Source organism: Marinobacter salexigens (genome assembly GCF_018860765.1).
GTDB classification, from domain to species: Bacteria; Pseudomonadota; Gammaproteobacteria; order Pseudomonadales; family Oleiphilaceae; genus Marinobacter; species Marinobacter salexigens_A.
This window is the reverse complement of sequence record NZ_JAHKPV010000001.1, coordinates 879,646-898,628: the sequence shown is the minus strand read 5'-3', so window position 1 is coordinate 898,628 and position 18,983 is coordinate 879,646. Positions and strand designations below refer to the sequence as shown.

General features: G+C 53.5%; 15 protein-coding genes. 5 read left to right on the top strand and 10 right to left on the bottom strand.

What is annotated here, in order from left to right:
* Positions 1 to 11: 11 nt before the first annotated feature.
* From acnA to KO508_RS04060, 3 genes are all read right to left on the bottom strand, one after another.
* Positions 12 to 2,780 (bottom strand): aconitate hydratase AcnA, encoded by a 2,769-nt coding sequence (gene acnA / locus KO508_RS04070; RefSeq protein ID WP_216007026.1) that lies wholly within the window; start codon positions 2,778 to 2,780, stop codon positions 12 to 14.
* Positions 2,781 to 2,911: 131 nt separating this feature from the next.
* Complete coding sequence (locus KO508_RS04065) at positions 2,912 to 4,435, bottom strand: methyl-accepting chemotaxis protein (RefSeq protein ID WP_216007025.1); 1,524 nt, start codon at positions 4,433 to 4,435, stop codon at positions 2,912 to 2,914.
* A gap of 72 nt (positions 4,436 to 4,507) precedes the next feature.
* Positions 4,508 to 5,086: an SCO family protein gene (locus KO508_RS04060; protein WP_216007024.1), complete on the bottom strand. Its 579-nt coding sequence runs from the start codon at positions 5,084 to 5,086 to the stop codon at positions 4,508 to 4,510.
* 147 nt (positions 5,087 to 5,233) lie between these two features.
* Between KO508_RS04060 and KO508_RS04055 the strand changes: the two genes are divergently transcribed.
* Entirely contained in the window at positions 5,234 to 6,688 is a 1,455-nt protein-coding gene (locus KO508_RS04055; protein ID WP_216007023.1) for a tetratricopeptide repeat protein, read from the top strand.
* Positions 6,689 to 6,716: 28 nt separating this feature from the next.
* On the opposite strand, the gene KO508_RS04050 is transcribed toward KO508_RS04055, so the two are convergent.
* The gene (locus tag KO508_RS04050) at positions 6,717 to 8,165 is read right to left on the bottom strand and encodes a rhomboid family intramembrane serine protease (RefSeq protein WP_216007022.1); all 1,449 of its coding nucleotides are present in this window, start codon (positions 8,163 to 8,165) and stop codon (positions 6,717 to 6,719) included.
* 199 nt (positions 8,166 to 8,364) lie between these two features.
* On the opposite strand from KO508_RS04050, the gene KO508_RS04045 reads away from it, so the two are divergent.
* Positions 8,365 to 8,805, top strand: a complete 441-nt coding sequence (locus KO508_RS04045; protein WP_216007021.1) for an OmpA family protein — start codon at positions 8,365 to 8,367, stop codon at positions 8,803 to 8,805.
* A gap of 55 nt (positions 8,806 to 8,860) precedes the next feature.
* On the opposite strand, the gene KO508_RS04040 is transcribed toward KO508_RS04045, so the two are convergent.
* From KO508_RS04040 to KO508_RS04025, 4 genes are read right to left on the bottom strand one after another with little or no spacing between them, the layout of a single operon-like run.
* Complete coding sequence (locus tag KO508_RS04040; RefSeq protein ID WP_216007020.1) at positions 8,861 to 9,262, bottom strand: MAPEG family protein; 402 nt, start codon at positions 9,260 to 9,262, stop codon at positions 8,861 to 8,863.
* 58 nt (positions 9,263 to 9,320) lie between these two features.
* Positions 9,321 to 10,019 carry a lysophospholipid acyltransferase family protein gene (locus tag KO508_RS04035; RefSeq protein WP_216007019.1) on the bottom strand — a complete coding sequence of 233 codons (699 nt, stop codon included), beginning with the start codon at positions 10,017 to 10,019 and terminating at the stop codon, positions 9,321 to 9,323.
* Between the two features lie 47 nt (positions 10,020 to 10,066).
* Entirely contained in the window at positions 10,067 to 10,711 is a 645-nt protein-coding gene (locus KO508_RS04030; RefSeq protein ID WP_216007018.1) for a class GN sortase, read from the bottom strand.
* On the bottom strand, positions 10,708 to 12,762 hold the full coding sequence (locus KO508_RS04025; protein WP_252737796.1) for a marine proteobacterial sortase target protein: 2,055 nt from the start codon (positions 12,760 to 12,762) through the stop codon (positions 10,708 to 10,710). The genes KO508_RS04030 and KO508_RS04025 overlap by 4 nt, the downstream gene beginning before the upstream one ends.
* Before the next feature lie 424 nt (positions 12,763 to 13,186).
* Between KO508_RS04025 and pdsR the strand changes: the two genes are divergently transcribed.
* From pdsR to KO508_RS04010, 3 genes are read left to right on the top strand one after another with little or no spacing between them, the layout of a single operon-like run.
* Complete coding sequence (pdsR, locus tag KO508_RS04020; protein ID WP_216007017.1) at positions 13,187 to 13,888, top strand: proteobacterial dedicated sortase system response regulator; 702 nt, start codon at positions 13,187 to 13,189, stop codon at positions 13,886 to 13,888.
* Between the two features lie 3 nt (positions 13,889 to 13,891).
* A complete protein-coding gene (locus tag KO508_RS04015) occupies positions 13,892 to 15,976 on the top strand; it encodes an ATP-binding protein (protein ID WP_216007016.1) in 2,085 nt (694 codons plus the stop codon).
* A complete protein-coding gene (locus KO508_RS04010; RefSeq protein ID WP_216007015.1) occupies positions 15,973 to 17,280 on the top strand; it encodes a DUF3422 family protein in 1,308 nt (435 codons plus the stop codon). The genes KO508_RS04015 and KO508_RS04010 overlap by 4 nt, the downstream gene beginning before the upstream one ends.
* Positions 17,281 to 17,289: 9 nt before the next feature.
* On the opposite strand, the gene KO508_RS04005 is transcribed toward KO508_RS04010, so the two are convergent.
* Entirely contained in the window at positions 17,290 to 18,072 is a 783-nt protein-coding gene (locus KO508_RS04005; protein WP_216007014.1) for an ATP-binding protein, read from the bottom strand.
* A gap of 171 nt (positions 18,073 to 18,243) precedes the next feature.
* Positions 18,244 to 18,822: a porin family protein gene (locus KO508_RS04000; protein ID WP_216007013.1), complete on the bottom strand. Its 579-nt coding sequence runs from the start codon at positions 18,820 to 18,822 to the stop codon at positions 18,244 to 18,246.
* Positions 18,823 to 18,983: the final 161 nt, after the last annotated feature.

Here is an 18,983-nt window from a genome sequence, read left to right as displayed (position 1 = left end):
AAGCCGTTGGCTTAGGCAGACTTAAGCATTTCACGCACCACATAGTGCAGGATTCCACCGTGGTGGAAGTACACTGCCTCGTTAGCCGTATCGATCCTCGACTTCAAATCGCAGGTTGCCGTGGAACCATCTTTATAGCTTACCGTCATAGTCAAGGTTTGACCCGGCATTATATCGCCGGACAATCCACTGATGCTGATGGTTTCCTCGCCGGTGAGTTTAAGACTCTTGCGGCTTGCACCGTCCGGGAACTGCAACGGCATTACACCCATACCAATCAGGTTGGAGCGGTGAATCCTTTCATAAGACTCCGCCACCACCGCACGAACGCCCAGCAAGCGTGTGCCCTTGGCAGCCCAGTCGCGACTTGAGCCAGTTCCGTATTCCTTACCGGCAATCACCACCAGCGGTGTTCCCTGTTCCTGATACTTCATGGCGGCGTCATAAACCGGCATTTGCTCCCCAGTGGGCACAAATTTGGTGAAACCACCTTCAACGCCATCCAGCATTTCGTTGCGGATACGCACGTTGGCAAAGGTGCCACGCATCATGACCTCGTGGTTACCACGACGGGAACCATAGGAGTTGAAGTTCTTCGGTTCAACCCCTCGCTCCTGCAAGTATTTGCCTGCAGGGCTGTCGGCGCTGAAAGAACCGGCCGGAGAAATATGGTCGGTGGTTACCGAATCCCCCAGCAAAGCCAGAATATTTGCATCGACAATATCCTCAATCGGGTCAGGCTCCGGCCCCATGCCTTCGAAGAATGGCGGGTGCTGGATGTAAGTGGAGTCCTCAGCCCAGGTGTACACTTTGGTTTGCGGCACGTCCAAGGCCTGCCATGTGGCGTCACCATCAAACACGGCAGCGTATTCGGTGCGGAACATCTCCGTTTTAACTTTTGCTACAGCCTCAGCCACTTCCTGCTGGCTTGGCCACAGATCTTTCAGGTATACCGGATTACCGTCCTGATCTTCGCCCAGCGGCTCTTCTGCCAGATTCAGACGCACGTTACCGGCCAATGCATAGGCTACAACCAAGGGTGGCGACGCCAACCAATTAGTTTTCACTAATGGGTGGATGCGGCCTTCAAAGTTGCGGTTGCCCGACAACACCGATGCAACCGTTATATCGCCATCAGCAATGGCTTTTTCAACCTCATCCGGCAGCGGGCCGGAGTTACCGATACAGGTGGTGCAGCCGTAACCGACGAGATCAAAGCCCAGCTTGTTCAAGTCCTCCTGAAAGCCGCCAGCTTCAAGATAATCGGTCACTACTTTGGAGCCGGGTGCCAGAGAGGTTTTCACCCAAGGCTTGGTTTTCAAACCTTTCTGCACGGCTTTGCGCGCCACCAGACCCGCAGCCATCATTACGCTGGGGTTGGATGTGTTGGTACAGGAGGTGATGGCTGCAATCACCACCGCGCCGGGATCCAGACGGGTTTCTTGTCCGTTCAATATCAGCGATCGGCTACAAGGGTGGTGATAACTGTTATCGACACCCACAGCTGTTTGTCCGCCTTCAGACTCCAGCTCGTTGTCACGTTTTTCTGCTGCATCCGGCCCACCTTCGGCGGTTTCCATCAGCAACTCAAAGGCCGCTTTCATGTTTTTCAAGGCGACCCGGTCCTGAGGCCGTTTCGGCCCAGCCATACTGGCCTCAACATCGCCCATATCAAGCTCAAGCGTGGCCGTGTAAACCGGCTCGTGCCCCGGCAGGCGCCACAAGCCCTGAGCTTTGGCGTAAGCTTCCACAAGCTCGATCTGCTCGTCGTCGCGGCCAGTCAAGCGCAGGTACGTGAGGGTTTGCTCGTCCACTGGGAAGAAGCCGCAGGTCGCGCCGTATTCGGGAGCCATGTTGGCAATGGTGGCACGATCCGCTATCGGCATATCTTTCAAACCGTCGCCGTAGAATTCTACGAACTTGCCCACCACGCCTTTCTTACGCAGCATTTCAACAACGGTCAGTACCAGATCTGTAGCGGTGATGCCTTCGCGCAACTTGCCCGTCATTTTGAAACCGACCACTTCTGGAATCAGCATGGATACCGGCTGGCCGAGCATGGCCGCTTCCGCTTCAATACCACCAACACCCCAGCCAAGAATGCCAAGGCCGTTAATCATGGTGGTGTGAGAGTCTGTACCCACCAGCGTATCGGGATAGGCGATGGTTTTACCTCCCTGCTCTTTTTGCCACACGGTTTTGCCGAGGTACTCAAGGTTTACCTGATGGCAAATACCCGTTCCCGGTGGAACCACGCGGAAGTTATCAAAGGCTTGCTGGCCCCAACGCAGGAACTCGTAACGTTCCTCATTACGCTGCATTTCAATGGCTACGTTATCGTTAAACGCTGATGAGCTACCGAACCTGTCAACCATTACCGAGTGGTCAATAACCAAATCCACAGGCGACAGAGGGTTGATCAGAGCAGGGTCTCCGCCAGCCTTTTTAACCGCCTCGCGCATGGCGGCCAAATCAACTACGCCGGGCACACCGGTAAAGTCTTGCATTAACACGCGGGCCGGGCGGAATTGAATCTCAGTGTCCGAGCGTTTGTCTTTCAGCCACTGCACCATGGCATCCACGTGGTTTTGATCCACGGTTACGCCGTCTTCGTTGCGTAGCAGGTTTTCCAAAAGGACTTTCAGGGAAAACGGTAGACGGTTGATGTCGCCAAGCGATTCGGCCGCTTTGGGCAGGCTGTAATAATGGAAGGTTTTTCCACCAGCGCTCAGGCTGGTTAAGGTATTCAGGCTGTCTTTGCCAAGGCTATCATTCGACACGGTAGGACCTCCTACATTGAATTCCTATCCTCTTACTATTGCATCGTTTTGGCAGACTTCAACTCACCGCAAATAATGTTCACCATTCAGGCAGTGAATAGCGGGCGCTAAAGGTCGTCTCAGCCAACTCATTACCGTGTTTTGTAGCCAGCAATCAATGTATCCACTTCTTCAATCATCCGCCCAATTTCTGTAGCTATGGCTTGAGACTTTGCAGCTTCCTGCACGACATCTTGACTCTGCTCAGCAACTTGTTGAACGCTCTGGTTAATTTGCCCCGAGGCGACCGCCTGCTGCTCAGTCGCCGAGGCTATTTGCAAATTCATGCCATTCACTTCGGCAATCGCGGCTTCAATATCCGCAATCGCCCTGCCCGTCTCAGTCATTGCTCCCAGAGTTTCTTTTGATCGTGTCTGTCCCATCTCAATGGCTGCCAAAGTGGCTTCAGAAACATGCGCTAACCCATCCATCGTCGCACGGATTTCGGTGGTGAAATCCTGAGTGCGGCGTGACAAGTTCCGAACTTCATCAGCCACGACTGCGAAACCACGTCCATGCTCACCCGCACGCGCTGCTTCAATGGCAGCATTCAGGGCAAGCAAATTAGTTTGGTCTGAAATGTCATTGATTGAAGCAATGAACGTACCGATGGACTGAACCTTTTCTACCAGTTCGGCAACCATGCGAGAAGAGTCTGCCAGCGCTGTATTCGTGGCTTCCGTCATGTCAATCGCGCTTTGGATGTGGCGCGTGCCCTCGGCAGATGCATCCGCTGAGTGGGTTGCCGATTCAGCTGCAGACTGAGCGTTGCGTGCCACATCCTGAATGGTTGCCGTCATTTCGTTAGTGGCCGCGGCAGCTTGATCAGTCTGAGCCTGCTGTGCATCCATGATACGGTTAGTTGAATCACTAGCTGCCTCGAGATCTGACGCACGGGCATGCAACTGGCCCGAGAGCGTCCGAACAGATTCAATCAACACGGCAAACTTCGTCATCATCGTATTAAAAGAAGTAGCGGCAAGATCGCCATTTGCGTTTGCAAGCCGGCCACGCAGATCATGCTCGTCGTCAAACGCACTAACCAGTGCAATCATTTCCCACGAACGCCTTTGCTCAGCCGACATCTTGACCGCAAAAAACGACAACACACCAGCCTCAAACACCACAAAAACGGCATGCAATGCTGTAATCGACCAACTACAACCATAATTGAATAGCATCACTGGGATACCACCAACACTGGCCTCTGACAACTGCAGCGCCGTCAAGGCAAAATGGTGCACTGCGATCAACCCGGCAGCGGCAAGCACTGGTAACCAATCGCGGTAGGCAATCGTAAGCGCCAAAGCAGCAAAAATATGAAAATGCATTTCGATGCGTCCTAACTGGGCCTGAATCATGGTGCCCGAGAACAGCATCAGGCACATAGAAAAAAGCACACCGCACGCACGGGTTCCACGCAGAAAGCTGTAACCGGCGATGGTCAGAGCTCCAATTGCCAACGATGCTGTGAGCGCAAAGCTGTAGGTTCCATAACCCCAAGGCACAAGCAAGCCAACCACCGGCACTTGGGCCAGCAAGAGCCAAAGCATGCGACGGTCTACTCGCAACAGATCTTGCTGTTGCAGGCCTTGGATGTCATTTGTTGCATTCATACGTACACCTCTCTTCCAAACACGCGCTAGGCTGGCTTGTACAAAATTCGTTCGAAACCTTCGGTTTATGGCTTAACTTCGGTCCAATTCCATAAGCCGCGCAAGGTCGTCGTTAACTCGCGCTAAATCCAACTCGGGCGAGGCATATAAAAGCTGTCTACGGTTGCCTTCTGTGACAACGTAGAGTCTGGCCCCGTGGTTGATCTCTCCGGTTACTGCGCCTTCGCGGGCAGCAAAATCACCATATCGATCAGCCAGCGCCTGAGCTTGCCGAAAATCAGTTGGCCGTACCGCCCTAAAATTCTTGCCCAGTGCCACCATCACCCGATTCAACTCCCGCTGACTGTCGTTTTCAGGGTCCAGAGTCACAAACACAAAGTTTACAGGTCGATCACGCCACTGATCGTGTAAAGCCTTTAGGTTAATTAGTTGCAGCGGGCAGACAGTGCCGCAACTCCGATAACCAAAAAACACCACATTCAACCCTTTCTTGGGCACGCCCGCACCGGGCAACGGCGGTACAGGCACATCGGTTTTATAACCGTAATAGCCAGACGTTCCGCCCCATTCACTCGATAACCCCTGAAAAAACGGTAAAACAGCGGCCAACACGAGGGCTGCCAGTATAAGAATGACGGAGGCAGGTTTCATAATGTGAGTTTCGCCATGGGAGTTTAAGCAAGCCTTTTGCAACGACTGCGGGCTTCATAGAGATTTACGGCCATTTCGGCATATTCTTTAAGCATCATTTTTGCGATCATAAAGCCTATTTATACTGTGTCAGGATCGCCACAAAATATGAAACACGATTGTCACTACCATCCCGGCGACCCGGCGAAATGGCACTGCGGCGAATGCCAAGTGCATTACTGCACCCGCTGCATGCCGGACGCCGACACACGGCAGCGCCGTGGGCTTTGCCCTTCATGTAGCAAAGCCATGCGGTATTTGGGTGCAGCGACGGAGGTTGTACCTTTCTGGAACCGGATTGGATCGTTTTTTCGTTATCCGTTTCACACAGACCCACTGATTGTTATTGCTATCTGCACATTGGTTCCGCTTTTGGCTCCTGCCAATCTAATTGGAATTGTGGTTTGGTTGGTGCTGGCATTAGCGCTGTTCAAGTACACCTATGCGGTCATCAATCACACAGCGGAAGGCCACTTAGCACCGCCCTCTGTTTCAGTGGCCTTCACTGGCAGCGGCTTTAACATTGTTATTCTCCAATTGCTGGTATTCATTGTAATGGGCGGTCTTGTTGGCGCAGCCGCTATGGTGGGTGGCCCATTACTAATGCTGCTGGCACTGGCTTTTGTGGTTCTCGCACTGCCCGCGAGCATTATGGTGTTAGCCATGGAGCGTTCTGTGGGTGCTGCGGTCAACCCGATGAATTTAGCCGTGCTCATCTCCCGCATCGGCACCCCGTATTTCCTCTTGTACGGTTACCTTATTCTGCTGACCCTGGCCTCAGGTGTGGCTCAAGATTTTGCTTACAACCACTTTCCTTTTTGGTTTTCACAGCCCCTATCAGGCTTTTTGAACAGTACCTTCACTCTGATTCTGTTCAATATGCTTGGTTACCTGCTATTTCAGTATCAGGAAGAGTTAGGCTTCGCTTCGGATCTTCAAGATGAACCCTCTGGCGAGGACATGCATCAACGGGATCGCGGTGCACGCTTTGATGCGGACGTTGATATGAACCTGAAGGACGGCAACTATGACCGGGTTCAGGGCATGCTGAAGGAAGCCTTAAAACATAACCGCAACGACCCTGTGCGTATTGGTCAGTTATACCAGTTGTTGAAAGCCAGAAATGATACAACGGAGCTTTATCAATACCATCCGAGAATTCTGGGTTGGCTGGCAGACCGCAATGACGGTGACGGAATAACCTCGGTGTTGGGCATGCTGGAGCAGGCGGAGCCGGGCTTTAAACTGGATGACCCGGAACTGGCCGTGCGCTGCGCCCGCTGTTTATATCAACGGGGCCAATACAAGCCAGCTATACGGCTGCTTCAGGACTTCCATAAACGTTTCCCGGACAGCGATGAGTTAGCCCCGGCTTATCTCCTTGTTGCACAAAGTCTGGCTAACGGGCTGAACCAGTGGGAGAAGGCGACGGCATTTTTAACGTTTATTCAGAAGCGCTGTGAAAGCCACCCGCTGCATGAGCAGGTTCCGGTGTTTTTGGCGCAGGCTGAGAAGCGGGAATTGCTTAAGGGGCCTCGGGCTAGCTTTCTGGTTCAGGAGTAAGGCCTGTGAGGGTGGGGGCGACATCGACTTAGCCTGCCTGAAGCAGCTGACGGTAGTGCTGGGCCTTCGGAGCCATCTGCAATTTCTCGAACTCTTCTACAAGTAAACGGCAGGCTTCTGACGTCAATAACGGATCATCAGCACCACGCAAACGCTCAAAAGCCTTTTCTGCCGCCTTCATGTCGTGTTGCTTTAGGCTGGCGAACAACACTCTATTGTGGTCCTCCGCAGCAAGCGGATGGTGTTCCTCGCCTTTTCTCAGGTATTCCTGCCACACAGCAACCATCTGCTCTGGCTGTCTACGGCTCTGGGCATCGTTCATTAACTCACGGGTGCGGGACTGGTACTCGGGTAAATCCGGGCGCAGCTTGGCGAGCTTATAAAGATGCTCCAGCACTATAGGCCTGTCGGAGTAGTTCTCACGCAATGCCTCAAACTGGCGACGGGCCAGATCAAAATCCATGCGCCCTAGGCTAGCCATAGCTTGGGCATAACCGGTGGTGAAGCGTTCGTCTTGCTCACTTTCTTCCGGCTCGAAAAACTCCTCCCGTACCTGCAACCAGCTTTTTCCCAGCAGCCACACCAGCCCGGCGCCCGCTAGCAAACCGCCTGCGTGTGCCATGTAGGCAACTCCCGTGGCGCCCGCAAACCAGTAGTCGTAGATTTCTTTACCCAGCCACACGGGCAAGATGGCCAGTGCAGGGGCACGGAAATAATTAAAATACACGCCAAGGAAGTAGAAGAAGCGGATTTTCTGCAGACCATAGATGGCTACATACATTCCCATCAGGCCGGAAATAGAGCCGGAAGCCCCCACCAAGGGAATAAAACTCCCTAGCGAAAAGGCAGTAAAAACAACGCCAGACAAAGCACCACAGGCAAGATAAGCCAGCAAGAACCGACCCGGCCCAAGCGCTTTTTCTACCGTAAAACCAAGCAGGAATAGAAAGAGCAAGTTGCCAATAATGTGGCCCCAGCCGCCGTGCAGGAACTGGTAAGTAATCAGCGTATACAGCGACAGTTTTGCGGGAATAAGCCCCAGTTGGTTGGCACTTAGGCGCTGGATGTAGGTTTCTTCAATGATGCTGCGCTGTTCCAGCCAGTGCATACGCTCTGCAGGCGCCCAGATTATGTCGCGATTTTGCAGCAAATAATGATAGAACTCGCGGTCCATAAGCAGGCTCGCCGAGAGCCAGAAGTCTTCGCCTTCTTCCCTTAACTGCTGAAACTGTCGCAACTCAAGAGCGCGCTCATCGTCGCCCTCGAAGCGGATTTTTCGTTGCAGGTAGTCCTCATAAGCTGGCTCTTCCAGTTGCGGCAGCCCAGCATCCACATAAGCATCTACTGCTTGTTCAAGTTTGCGACTGTCTCCTCCTTGATAAAACAGGAATACCAGCAAGCATGCGAACATCAAACCAAGGGTCACCCAGGGGGGGCGTTTCCAGTTAATGGTGTTCTCAGCAGGAATAATCAGCATAGGCGGTCACAATTCATCATAATCTGTCCCTGAAAAACTGTTTTCTATCATACCAGTGTCTTATTTTCGCGCTTTAATGATTTTCAGCGAAAAGGTCTAGGTACACTAGACCATCCGCCAATTACCGTTATTTCCACTCTGGGTAATAGTGAGCGGGAATAACAAGAAAAACCAGAGACCTGGAACAAGGACACTGCAGATGACTGTACTCGTATTGGACAACCCGGAGTTAATTGCTAAAGCAGCCGTGGCCTCAGGCTTTAATACAGCGGATCTTTTTACCGACACACAGCGCCCACACCGAATGAGGTTCCATTACGGCTTTAACAAGCACGCCTTGGAAAGCTCAGACACGGCAATCATGCGTCAGCATGCGACCTACATGAAGCAGCATCCGTCTGTAAGCGTTCGCATTCATGGTCATTCTGATAATTTTGGCGCAGAGGACTACAACCGCTTTTTATCCCGACAACGAACTAACGCTGTCGTCAGGTTTCTGATTCAGGAAGGAGTGGCTGAATCGCGCATTCTGGTTGCTAGCTGGGGCTCAACCCGCCCCTTTACAATGCCGGATGATCGAGCCGCAAATCGCCGGGTAGAGATAGAATATTTAACCAGCGATATGGCGAAAGCTCTCTAAACGAACCAAGAGTCTGGGGTCAGAGAATATGGCCCCAGAGGTTTAATTCAGACAATCAGCCGTTTACCTGCCAAATATTCCACAACAACAGAATGGCTGCTGCAAGAATGGCAAGCCACGTCATTACAATGCCAATTGCGCGTCCTATGTGCTCCTCTCCATGGCCACTGATCATGCCCCAAGCATGCAGAAGGCGACCAACGACCAGAGTCATGCCAGTCCAGTAAATAAATCCGCTTGCCACACCGTTTAACTCAGCGATCCCCAACATAATCAGCCCGATGGGAGCGTACTCTACAAGATTGCCGTGGGCACGAACGGCGGCTTGAAAATCAGGGTTATCAGTAACTCCCATCCCTTTTTTGTATTTCAGGCGAAACCTAACCACATGGCCTGAAAGCACTAACATCAATATACCGAGTACAGCGGCAAACACTCCGGTAACAGGTACGATCATATTCGGTTCTTCCTAGATTGGTTGAAAACAGCCCGTACGCCGCAACCCGATAATAAGGTTAGAGGCTGGCAATAACCTCCGCCATTTCATTGTGGCAACGTGCGACCAGAGCAGGAACGTCTTCAGTGGTAAGGCCTACGGTTTCTATCGGGGGCAGAATCCGCATAGTAACCGGCTCACGCCGGGCCAGCCACCCCATTGTTTTATTCCGGTACTCGGCTGTGCACACCATAACAATGGGTGCCCCAGCGGTCACCGCTGCGTAGAAGGCACCTTTTTTGAATTTCTGTAGGCCACGACCCTTGCTTCGCGTGCCTTCCACAAAAACCCACAGGCTTTTATTCTCGCGGGTGATCGCCTCGCTGGTAGCTTGCATGACTGCAACAGCTTTGCGGGAGCGGGCACGGTTCAATATCACATTGCCGCCGAGCCAGAATGCCCAGCCAAAAAACGGAACCCATACCAGTGAGGACTTGCCCACGGTTACGGTGCGAGGCGCTACCAGATCTCCCACCACAAAAAGATCATCGTTGTATTGGTGATTGCAAATTGCCACCACCGGGCGATCCTGAGGCATGTTCTCCACATCTTCCACCGGTCGCTCCATACCGAGTATTGCGCGACCGGTGCGCGCCAATGCAATGGCCAGTAGCCGGTTATTATCCGGATTGAACGGCCTAACAATAAAGAATGGCAGGGCGAGTATGCAAAGCACGGGAACACTCAACCAAGCCAAAACACTTCTGATAAAGCCCATACGACAAACTCTGCACCAGGATTTTGGCGCACAAGTGTACGCCAAGTTTATAGGCCTGCAACAGTGTCAATTTCGTCCATTATGGCCTGACTATAAAGAACCTGATTGTGATCACCTTCTACATTGACTACACGGGCGACACCTTCTACACGGGCCTCCACCACGTAGCGCAGCGGGCCACCGGCATCCATGCTGTCGAAGGGATAGCAGGTAACCAGCAACAGAGTACCTGCGGGCAATTTATGAGTATCAATGAGCTCTGTACGACTATCCACAACTCTTGTGGTTTGCACCCGATACTCTTTCCAGCGCCCATCGCGGCTTTGAAGCCGCAGTTCATTGCCGGGTTCTAGCTGTTTCAGAGGCCGGAAATGGGTGTCTCGATGACCGGCAATAACAACCGCACTCTGCTGGCCACCGCCACCCATCATCTGGCCTGGCCCAAAAGCCAAGCTTTCACCGTGAACGCCCGCCAATACAATCATCGAACTGCCAAGCTCTGGCATAGACAGCTTTGCCACCGGCCAGGTATCGGCCCAAGGCCAAGGCCGGGATTCTGTTTGTCGGGCCTGACTCTCAGCCCAGGCAATTTCCAGCAACTCCTGAGCCACCACTGCTTTTACAGGAACCCATAATCCGAACAGCAATAGCATGGAAGAACTTGTGATTAACAGTAGTAACGAACGGCTCACGGGTATGCTCTCCGTTGAAGCAGTGTAATAGCGGCCGAGAACATTAAACCGAGCAGCCCCAAAGCAATCAACAAGGGAGCGAAGGTTGCTGTTTGGGGGTAGCGGACCATGCCGGGTTGGCTTCCTGCTGGCAGCAGTGTTGGCAGATTGTCTTTCAACAAAGCGCTTTCGGGAGCCCTGACTGGTGTTTTATCAACGGCTACAAAGCTCGTATAAGGCGACATAAGATTGTGCTCAACCGCCAACTGGGTGATCTTGGCCTTCTGCGGCTCTTGCGCCTGAACCCGCGCGTCATCCAGAAGGCTGTCTATCTTCTCCCGCGCCCAATAGCGGTTCAACCCTGTGCCTGAAGCCGCCTGCTGCAAATCCAAACGCTGTTGCCACATCCCGCCACCCGGCAACCGACCTGAAACACTCAACTCACCCGCAGGTGACACACCCCGCACCACCAGCAACAAAGGTTCACCTTGAAACAAATCACCGGGCCTACGTGGAAAACTGTCTTCCAGTGCCGATGCAGACTGCCCCTGCCAACTCACCTTAATATCTGTCAGCACTGGTGCCTCCATAGCCGCAAACAACTTAGCCAGCGGGCCGCTTATATCCGTGGGATCCTGCACTGACGTGTAACTACCCCGCCCCCACCGTGCCGCCTCACGCATAAAATGCATGTTGGGCGCTGACCCTATAGCCACAGTAAAGAGCCGTTGATCACCCAATTGGCGACGAATTTGATCGAACAACGCCGACTCATTCCCAACCGCACCATCCGTCATGAACACAACTTGGCGCACTCTCGGGGCCAAATCTGACTCAGATGAAGCAGCTACCAGCCGCCCAGCCGCTCGTTGACTCTGCAGAGCCATAGTCAATGCCGGAGCCATTTCCGTACCACCATCGGCACTTAACCCACTCACATACTGCCGCGCCCGGGCCAGATTATTCGCCGTTGCCATTTCCGACTGCATAAACAGAGCGTGTGGCTGGGAATTAAACTGAATCACGTTAAAGCGATCACCGGGTGCCAGCGTTTCCAATCCCAATTGCAGCGCTTCCCTCGCCTGCCGAATAGATTCCCCGGCCATAGAACCGGAGGTATCAATCACAAACGTAAGCTCCCGTGGCAAACGAGTTTTACCCGCCCGCCCCGGCACCACCATGGCCAACAAATAATCCTCATCCGCCCAGCGCTGATGAAAAACAGCCGCCTCAGGCTCCTGCCCAGCAAACGCCTGCCAACGCAACACGAAATCCCGATTCATCACAACCTCACCTACCTGAGGCTCAACCGTAAACACCTGACCATCCTGCTGAGTAACCACCGGATGACTAGGGCTAGACACATTTGCCAACGCAAGCCCGGCATCTATAGTGAACCGAACCGACGCCCTGTGACTGCCCGCAGCAACATCGTCCACATCCACCGTGAACGGACTGATCGCATTCGCATCCAACACCTCGGTAGTAGGCACAGCCCAACCACCCTGCCACTGCTGCGGCGCCACCGCCAAAGGCTCACCCGGCATATATCGGGGAGTCAGAGTTGTTGGCACACTCAACTCAAACACCCCATCCCGATAGCTCACCAGCTGCTGATAATTCAGCTCTACACTCACCTCAGCCCCCGGTGGAATATTCGCTACCCGAGTGGTAAACAGATTCGGCCGCTGCTGCTCAACCGTCGCCGCATGCCGCCCGGCATCCCGAGCCGTTTCATAAGTCTTCCTCGCTTCCTCACGGGGCTGAACCTCCCCTACAATCGTGCGCTCACCAATCTTCATGGTCAGCCCGTAAACACTGGCTTTCTCCGGCAGAGGAAACACAAACACTCCTTCACGCCAATCATCACTCGTGTTCTTAAACGTCCGCACCAGCTTGCTGTCTGCAATCAATCCACTAACCCGAACATCAAAATCGCTCCCCAGCACCAAAGCCGGTTCCTGCCATTGGCCTTTACCGTCAACAAAATGCAGCACACCTGCGGAATCCTCATTACCGGTATTGGCCTCTGCATACAAAGGCTGCACAAACAAAACCAACAACATAGCCATCCACAAACTAACCCCCTCCATAAAACGCCGAACACGAAGCGAGCGCCCTGCACTGAGCCCTCCCGTGAGGCGGCACCCCCTTCCGAAACCGTGCGGAGCCATGGATGGCGGAGCCGAGCGTACAGGGAGGTATTCACAGCGTGTTTCGGAAGGGGGTGCCGCCTTGCGGGAGGGCGGGTTCGCGACAAATGGGAAAGCGCTATGTTGAGCGGATAAAGAAGAAAACATCATGGCAATAATCCTTTGGCTACATGACTAAATCAGACACAGCCATTTCACCAACCCAAAAAGGCACCCCCATGGCAGAATCCAACATTCCGCGAACAAAAAATGATGAATTATGACAACACCGCAAGCTAACCTTGCTCTAAACGCCCCCCGTGTTTAAATAGACCCTAACGCCCACAGACAAACAGCAAAAACCATGAAAAAACACCTCGTCCTAATAGAAGACGAACCCGCTATCCGCGACAACTACCGCGCCGCCTTCGAACGCCGCAGCTACCGCGTATCCACCTACAGCGACCGATCATCCGCCTGGCAAGTACTGCGCCAAAGCCTCCCCGACCTCGCCATCATAGACGTCGGCCTAGGCGACGAACCCGAAGGCGGCTTCACCCTCTGCCAAGACCTACGCTCACTGTCTGCAACCCTGCCCATCATCTTCCTAACCGCTCGCGACAGCGACATAGACTCAGTACACGGCCTACGACTAGGCGCTGACGACTACGTCACCAAGGACATGAGCATGGAACACCTGCTGGCAAGAGTAACCGCGCTGCTACGCCGGGCAGATGCCTGGGCGGACGCCCTGCAAAAGCCCGACGAAGTGGTAAACCGTGGCCGCCTGAGCTTAAACGTTGATCGCATGACCGTAGCCTGGGACGACAACGCAATAGACCTCACTGTTACAGAATTCTGGATGCTGCACTCATTGGCACAACACCCCGGCCATGTACGCAACCGTGACCAACTCATGGAAGCCGCCAGCACGCATTTGGACGACAACACCGTCACCTCTCACATCAAACGCATCCGCAGCAAATTCCTGCAGATCGATAGCACCTTCGACGGAATCCAAACCGCCTACGGCATGGGATACCGCTGGAATGCCCGTGAGCTCTGACTCGTGACTCTCAAACGCCAGCTTTTTATTGCCAGCCTACTGATGCTGCTCATCCCATGGGCTGGCCTCCAGTTTGTGCTGGAACTGGATCAAGCCTTACGGCAACAGGCACTTCAACAACTACAGGATCAGGCAGACCGGCTTGCACAAACCGCCGGTGATCTAAGCCTTGGGCTCCCGGTCGTAGCGCCTCATGCGCCCGCCATTTACGTAGAAAGCCTACAGTCCCCCATCAATTTGGACGGCTACAGCGATGACTGGCCCGGCTACGACGAAAGTGAACGACTCCAACCCTGGCAATCTGCTGCATCACCGGACCGCCTCACAGAAACCATCGGCAAACCCACCATGCGCTGGCAAGCCGCAACCGACCAACGCCACCTGTACTTATTAATACGCCTCAACAATCGCCAGCCCGTATTCTTCAACCCCGGCGCGCCCCAGCAGTCTCATGATCGACTAAAGCTCTGGCTAGAGCCCGCAAACGCTAAACTGAACCCCGACGCCCAAACCGCAGCATGGCTCATACGCACCCCCGCGCCAGGCAAGGTCTACGCAACCACCATTGATACGGCGAACGGAGACAGCGAAGGCAAGCCCGACTACCGTGTAAGCGGATATTGGCACAGCGTAGGTAACGGCTGGCAGCTTGAACTGGAACTGCCCAAACCACCGCCAGACAGTCGCCTAGGCTTTGCTATCCAGTGGCAGGACAACCCAACTTCGGCGCAAACATCCACATCAATAGACCCTCTACCCGCTCTCGTCGAACGCCAACCCGAATTGGAACGCCAACTGACGTCAGGAATGAGCAGAGGGCAAGTTACCCGGCTGATCGAGCCGGCAGGCTGGGTCATCGCACAACAGTCAACGCCTGCTCGACAGGCGCCGCCAGAGTTTGAGGCACTCAGCCCCTTGCAAATTATTGAGCACATAAGCCTTAACACCCTGCGAGCACTGGTGCAGTTGTATCAACCCACGCCGGCAACGCTCACCGCCAACCGCACTCGCCTAGACATGAACACCCTACCCAAAGAAGGGCTTGTACGGCATGAAGACGACAGCATTTGGCTGATGACCACCAAGCCCGTATTCGGAGGCAGAACACTGATCGTCGAACAGTCTCTTGATCAGCTACTAACGCTATCCGGCTCTGCGTTGGGGTCAGTTATCGCTCGAAGCACCTTGATTATTATCGGCCTGACGTTAGTGTTGTTGGGCTACGCCAGTTGGCTGTCTTGGCGCATTGCCCGTTTACAGCGCGCGGTCAGCGCCACCATTGATCAGGATGGTCGAATCATCGGCACCCTGCCGGGCTCCGGAGCCAAGGATGAGCTGGGCCAATTGCAGAACCATTTCGCCCAGATGGCAGACCGGCTGCACGGCTATAACCGCTATCTGGAGAGCTTTTCAAAGCGTCTCTCCCACGAACTCAAAACCCCCGTGGCCGTGGTACGTTCATCTTTGGAGAACCTATCTCACGCCGAAACCGAAGATGAACGCTTGCAATACATCGGGCGTGCGGCCACAGCGACCGAACGCTTGCGACAAATCCTCAACGGCATGAGCGAAGCAGCCCGTTTGGAACAGAGTTTTGATCACGCCGACAAGGAAGACTTCGATCTGGCAGAGGTGGTCAGTCAGGCAAGCGCGGCCTATAAGGCCTTGGATCCAGATCATCAATTTGTCTACACAGGACCGGAGGCCGGCATCAACCTTGTGGGCTCCCCAGAACTACTAGTACAAATGCTAGACAAACTGGTCGATAACGCGCGCGACTTCACACCCGAAAACGGTAGGATTGAAATACGTCTGTACCAACACCCGGAACACTGCCAGATCGACGTGTTTAACGAAGGTTCAAGCTTACCCACCAGCTCCGGCGTCAACATTTTCGAGGCGTTTGTATCCCAGCGTGAAGGCAAAACCGAGGGGCATCTTGGCCAAGGGCTGTTAATTGTGCGCTTGATTGCCGACTTTCTCGATGGCCGAGTTGACGCTCAAAACCAGCGCCTGAATGGCATTGACGGCGCTTGCTTCCGCGTTATCATCCCAAAGCTTCCGGATAAACCAAGGACTGACCCGTGACCGCCCAAACCCTCGCACTGGATTTTCACCCCCTGCGCCCTGACCTTTATCAGGAGCTGCATTCGCGTCCGTTTCAGGTGTTACCACCGCAGGCAAGGGTAAGCCACATTGCAGTGTTGACCACATCGGAGCAACGCAAAAGCCAGTTTAAACATCTGCAAAGCCTACACCGAATGCTGGGGCAACCCTGGCCAGAGGAGGAGGTCACTTGTTACGAGCAAACTTTTGATCAGTTGCGCATTCGCCGCGAGGTCCATCTGGAATTTACCGCTTACACTTTTACCAATCTGGCTCCGTCCGATGCCGAGCCCTTTGAGGAAACGGGTGTCAGCGCGCTGCCCCATGGCTGGCTCGAACAACTCGAAGGCATAGTGGTTGCCGCCTTTCATATTGACGTTGGCCCGTCGGTGGAACACGCCCGCAACGAACCCGCGTTTATGCGTCGACATTTTGAGGGCATGCGCTTGGTAGGCAGCAGCCCTCAAGAAGGAGCTGCTCGGGTATTAGGCACTTTTCAGTTGCACTCAGATAACTTCGGCCGTTTCATGGTGCTCAATTACAGCATGTCGGATAGCCAATTAGGCAGGCTCGTTCAACGGTTGATGGAAATCGAAACCTATCGTTTGATGTCTCTGTTGGCACTGCCCGTTGCCCGCGAAATCACACCTGCCCTGAATGATATGGACCAGCAACTGACCGTCATCACTCAGGCATTGGCTGACAACGAAACCCAGAATGAACAGACCATTTTGGCCGAACTCACGAATATTGCGGCCAAAATCGAAGCCTTTCGTGCCCACTCCACATTTCGGTTTTCCGCCACCAAAGCCTACCATCAGCTGGTGTTGACCCGCCTTGAAGAGCTGCGAGAAGACGAAGTGTCGGGCCATCTCACTATCTCTGAGTTTATGACTCGCCGACTAACCCCTGCTGTCAAAACCTGTGAATCCGTCAGCGTGCGACTGGAAGACCTTTCCCGTCGGGTAGACCGCGCGTCTGACATGATGCGAACTCGGGTGGAGCTGGCCATCCAAAGCCAGAATCAGCAGCTACTGAGCTCCATGGACAGGCGCTCAAAAATCCAACTGATGATGCAGCACACAGTTGAAGGCTTCTCGGTTGTCGCTATCACCTACTATCTGATCGGTCTTCTGAAGCTAGCGTTGGATTCCATTTACGAAGCAGGGATTATCTTCAACAAAACTCTGGCGCTGGGGATTGCCATTCCCGCTACACTTGCACTGGTGTATCTAGCGATTCGGTTTGTTCACCATCACTTTATCCGCATGGCAAGACGGCAGTAGCAAAAGGCCTTAGCCAAGGCTCTCGTCTCCGGCAAACTGTCGGTAAAACTGCTGCGCGGTGCGGCCATTTCGTACGCCTTTTTGGGTGGCGAAGCGGATGGCTTCACGGTGCAGGTGTTCCCTGTCGACCACGCTCGGGAAAAACGTATCCACTGCCTGCAAATACCCCTCTTGGGGAAACGCGTAAAAGGACAACTGCAAACCAAAGCGATCAGCCAAAGAAACCTGCTCTTCAATAGCTTCCGCAGGATGAATTTCGCCATCCTGAGTATGACCCTTGAGATTGTCGGACATAAATTCCGGCATCAAATGACGGCGATTAGATGTGGCATAAACACGAACGTTCTCTGGCGGTAATTCCAGCGAACCTTCAAGCACGCTTTTCAGCGCTTTATAACCGGTCTCACCCACATCAAACGACAAGTCGTCACAGAAGATAACGAAGCGGAACGGCAGATCACAGATGTCATCCACAATCTCCGGCAAGTTCACCAAGTCGTCCTTATCCACCTCAATAATTCTCAAACCCTGCTCTTGGTAGCGATTCAGCAGCGCCTTGATAAGGGATGATTTCCCCGTTCCTCGGGCTCCCCAAAGCAGCACGTTATTGGAGGGCTCTCCGGCAAGAAAGCGCTCTGTGTTGCGGGCAAGCGCCTTTTGCTGACGATCAATACCCGTTAGCGAGCCCCATTGCACCGGGTCTAACCTTCGAACGGCGCGCAAGCCCGAGCGGTGGCGACGCCACACAGCGGCCGGAGTTGATGACCAATCAAAGGGTTGGTGTTCAGTCATAAGCTTTCGTCCCGTTTCGTTGAGTACAGATGTGCTTCCCGGTTCCCTGCCGGGGAAGCCAGTTGTCAGTATATCGGTACGAGCTATAGGCAGGCTATCGAAGCGGCTAAAAGCAAAAACGGCGCAGAGGTTAAACCCCTGCGCCGTTTTTTAGGGTCAGACTGACTCTAATCAGAATTGAAACTTGAGGCCAACCTGCGCAGTATCGAAATCTGGGCCATCGTTATTCAGCTGACCGTTAAAATCATTTTCATCAATGTCTACGTTATAGCGGTTATATTCCAGAAAGGTAGTCAGGTGCTCTGAAATGCGGAAATCAACACCTGCACCTACAACGGGGCTTACATCGTCATAGGTCTCGTCCTCGTCAAAAGCGTCCACGTCAAGCGCCGCAGCGAATGCACCCGCTTTGGCGTAGACACCAAAACTACTTGATAGCGGTAGTCGACCGATGACCACAAGCGCGCCGCCTTTTAAGCTTGCCTTCGTGTCGTCTTTACCGAAATTGCCGAAGTCCACATAGTTCGCTTCCAAGCCAAAGAACTCGTTGAACTGGTAACCTAACCCCGCTCCATAAAGATCATTCGAATCATCGAAATCCCCGCCGTGCGATTTATAGCCACCATAACTACCCTTAATGTATGGACCGGAGGCGTCACGATCAGAAGAGCCTTGCGCCAAGGCTACAGGGGCTGCAAAAACACTGGCAGACAAAATCGTGGCACAGGCAATACGAGCTTTAGAGTTCATAATGCATCATCCTCACTAGTTAAGAGTTCTATTCGTTAATAGCGTTCTTCGGGTGGCTGAGTAATTCCACTCACTGCCCCCGAAATACGTGCTCCCACCCTAGTGGCTCTGATGGCAGTTTTGGGTTACATCCAAACTAAAATCTCTTCATACTCTCTTAA

Excerpts from the sequence above, each read along its gene's own strand:
- KO508_RS04065 (WP_216007025.1), bottom strand. The coding sequence starts at position 4,435 with ATGAATGCAACAAATGACATCCAAGGCCTGCAACAGCAAGATCTGTTG.
- KO508_RS04060 (WP_216007024.1), bottom strand. The coding sequence starts at position 5,086 with ATGAAACCTGCCTCCGTCATTCTTATACTGGCAGCCCTCGTGTTGGCC.
- KO508_RS04055 (WP_216007023.1), top strand. The coding sequence starts at position 5,234 with ATGAAACACGATTGTCACTACCATCCCGGCGACCCGGCGAAATGGCAC.
- KO508_RS04050 (WP_216007022.1), bottom strand. The coding sequence starts at position 8,165 with ATGCTGATTATTCCTGCTGAGAACACCATTAACTGGAAACGCCCCCCC.
- KO508_RS04045 (WP_216007021.1), top strand. The coding sequence starts at position 8,365 with ATGACTGTACTCGTATTGGACAACCCGGAGTTAATTGCTAAAGCAGCC.
- KO508_RS04040 (WP_216007020.1), bottom strand. The coding sequence starts at position 9,262 with ATGATCGTACCTGTTACCGGAGTGTTTGCCGCTGTACTCGGTATATTG.
- KO508_RS04035 (WP_216007019.1), bottom strand. The coding sequence starts at position 10,019 with ATGGGCTTTATCAGAAGTGTTTTGGCTTGGTTGAGTGTTCCCGTGCTT.
- KO508_RS04025 (WP_252737796.1), bottom strand. The coding sequence starts at position 12,762 with ATGGCTATGTTGTTGGTTTTGTTTGTGCAGCCTTTGTATGCAGAGGCC.
- pdsR (WP_216007017.1), top strand. The coding sequence starts at position 13,187 with ATGAAAAAACACCTCGTCCTAATAGAAGACGAACCCGCTATCCGCGAC.
- KO508_RS04005 (WP_216007014.1), bottom strand. The coding sequence starts at position 18,072 with ATGACTGAACACCAACCCTTTGATTGGTCATCAACTCCGGCCGCTGTG.
- KO508_RS04000 (WP_216007013.1), bottom strand. The coding sequence starts at position 18,822 with ATGAACTCTAAAGCTCGTATTGCCTGTGCCACGATTTTGTCTGCCAGT.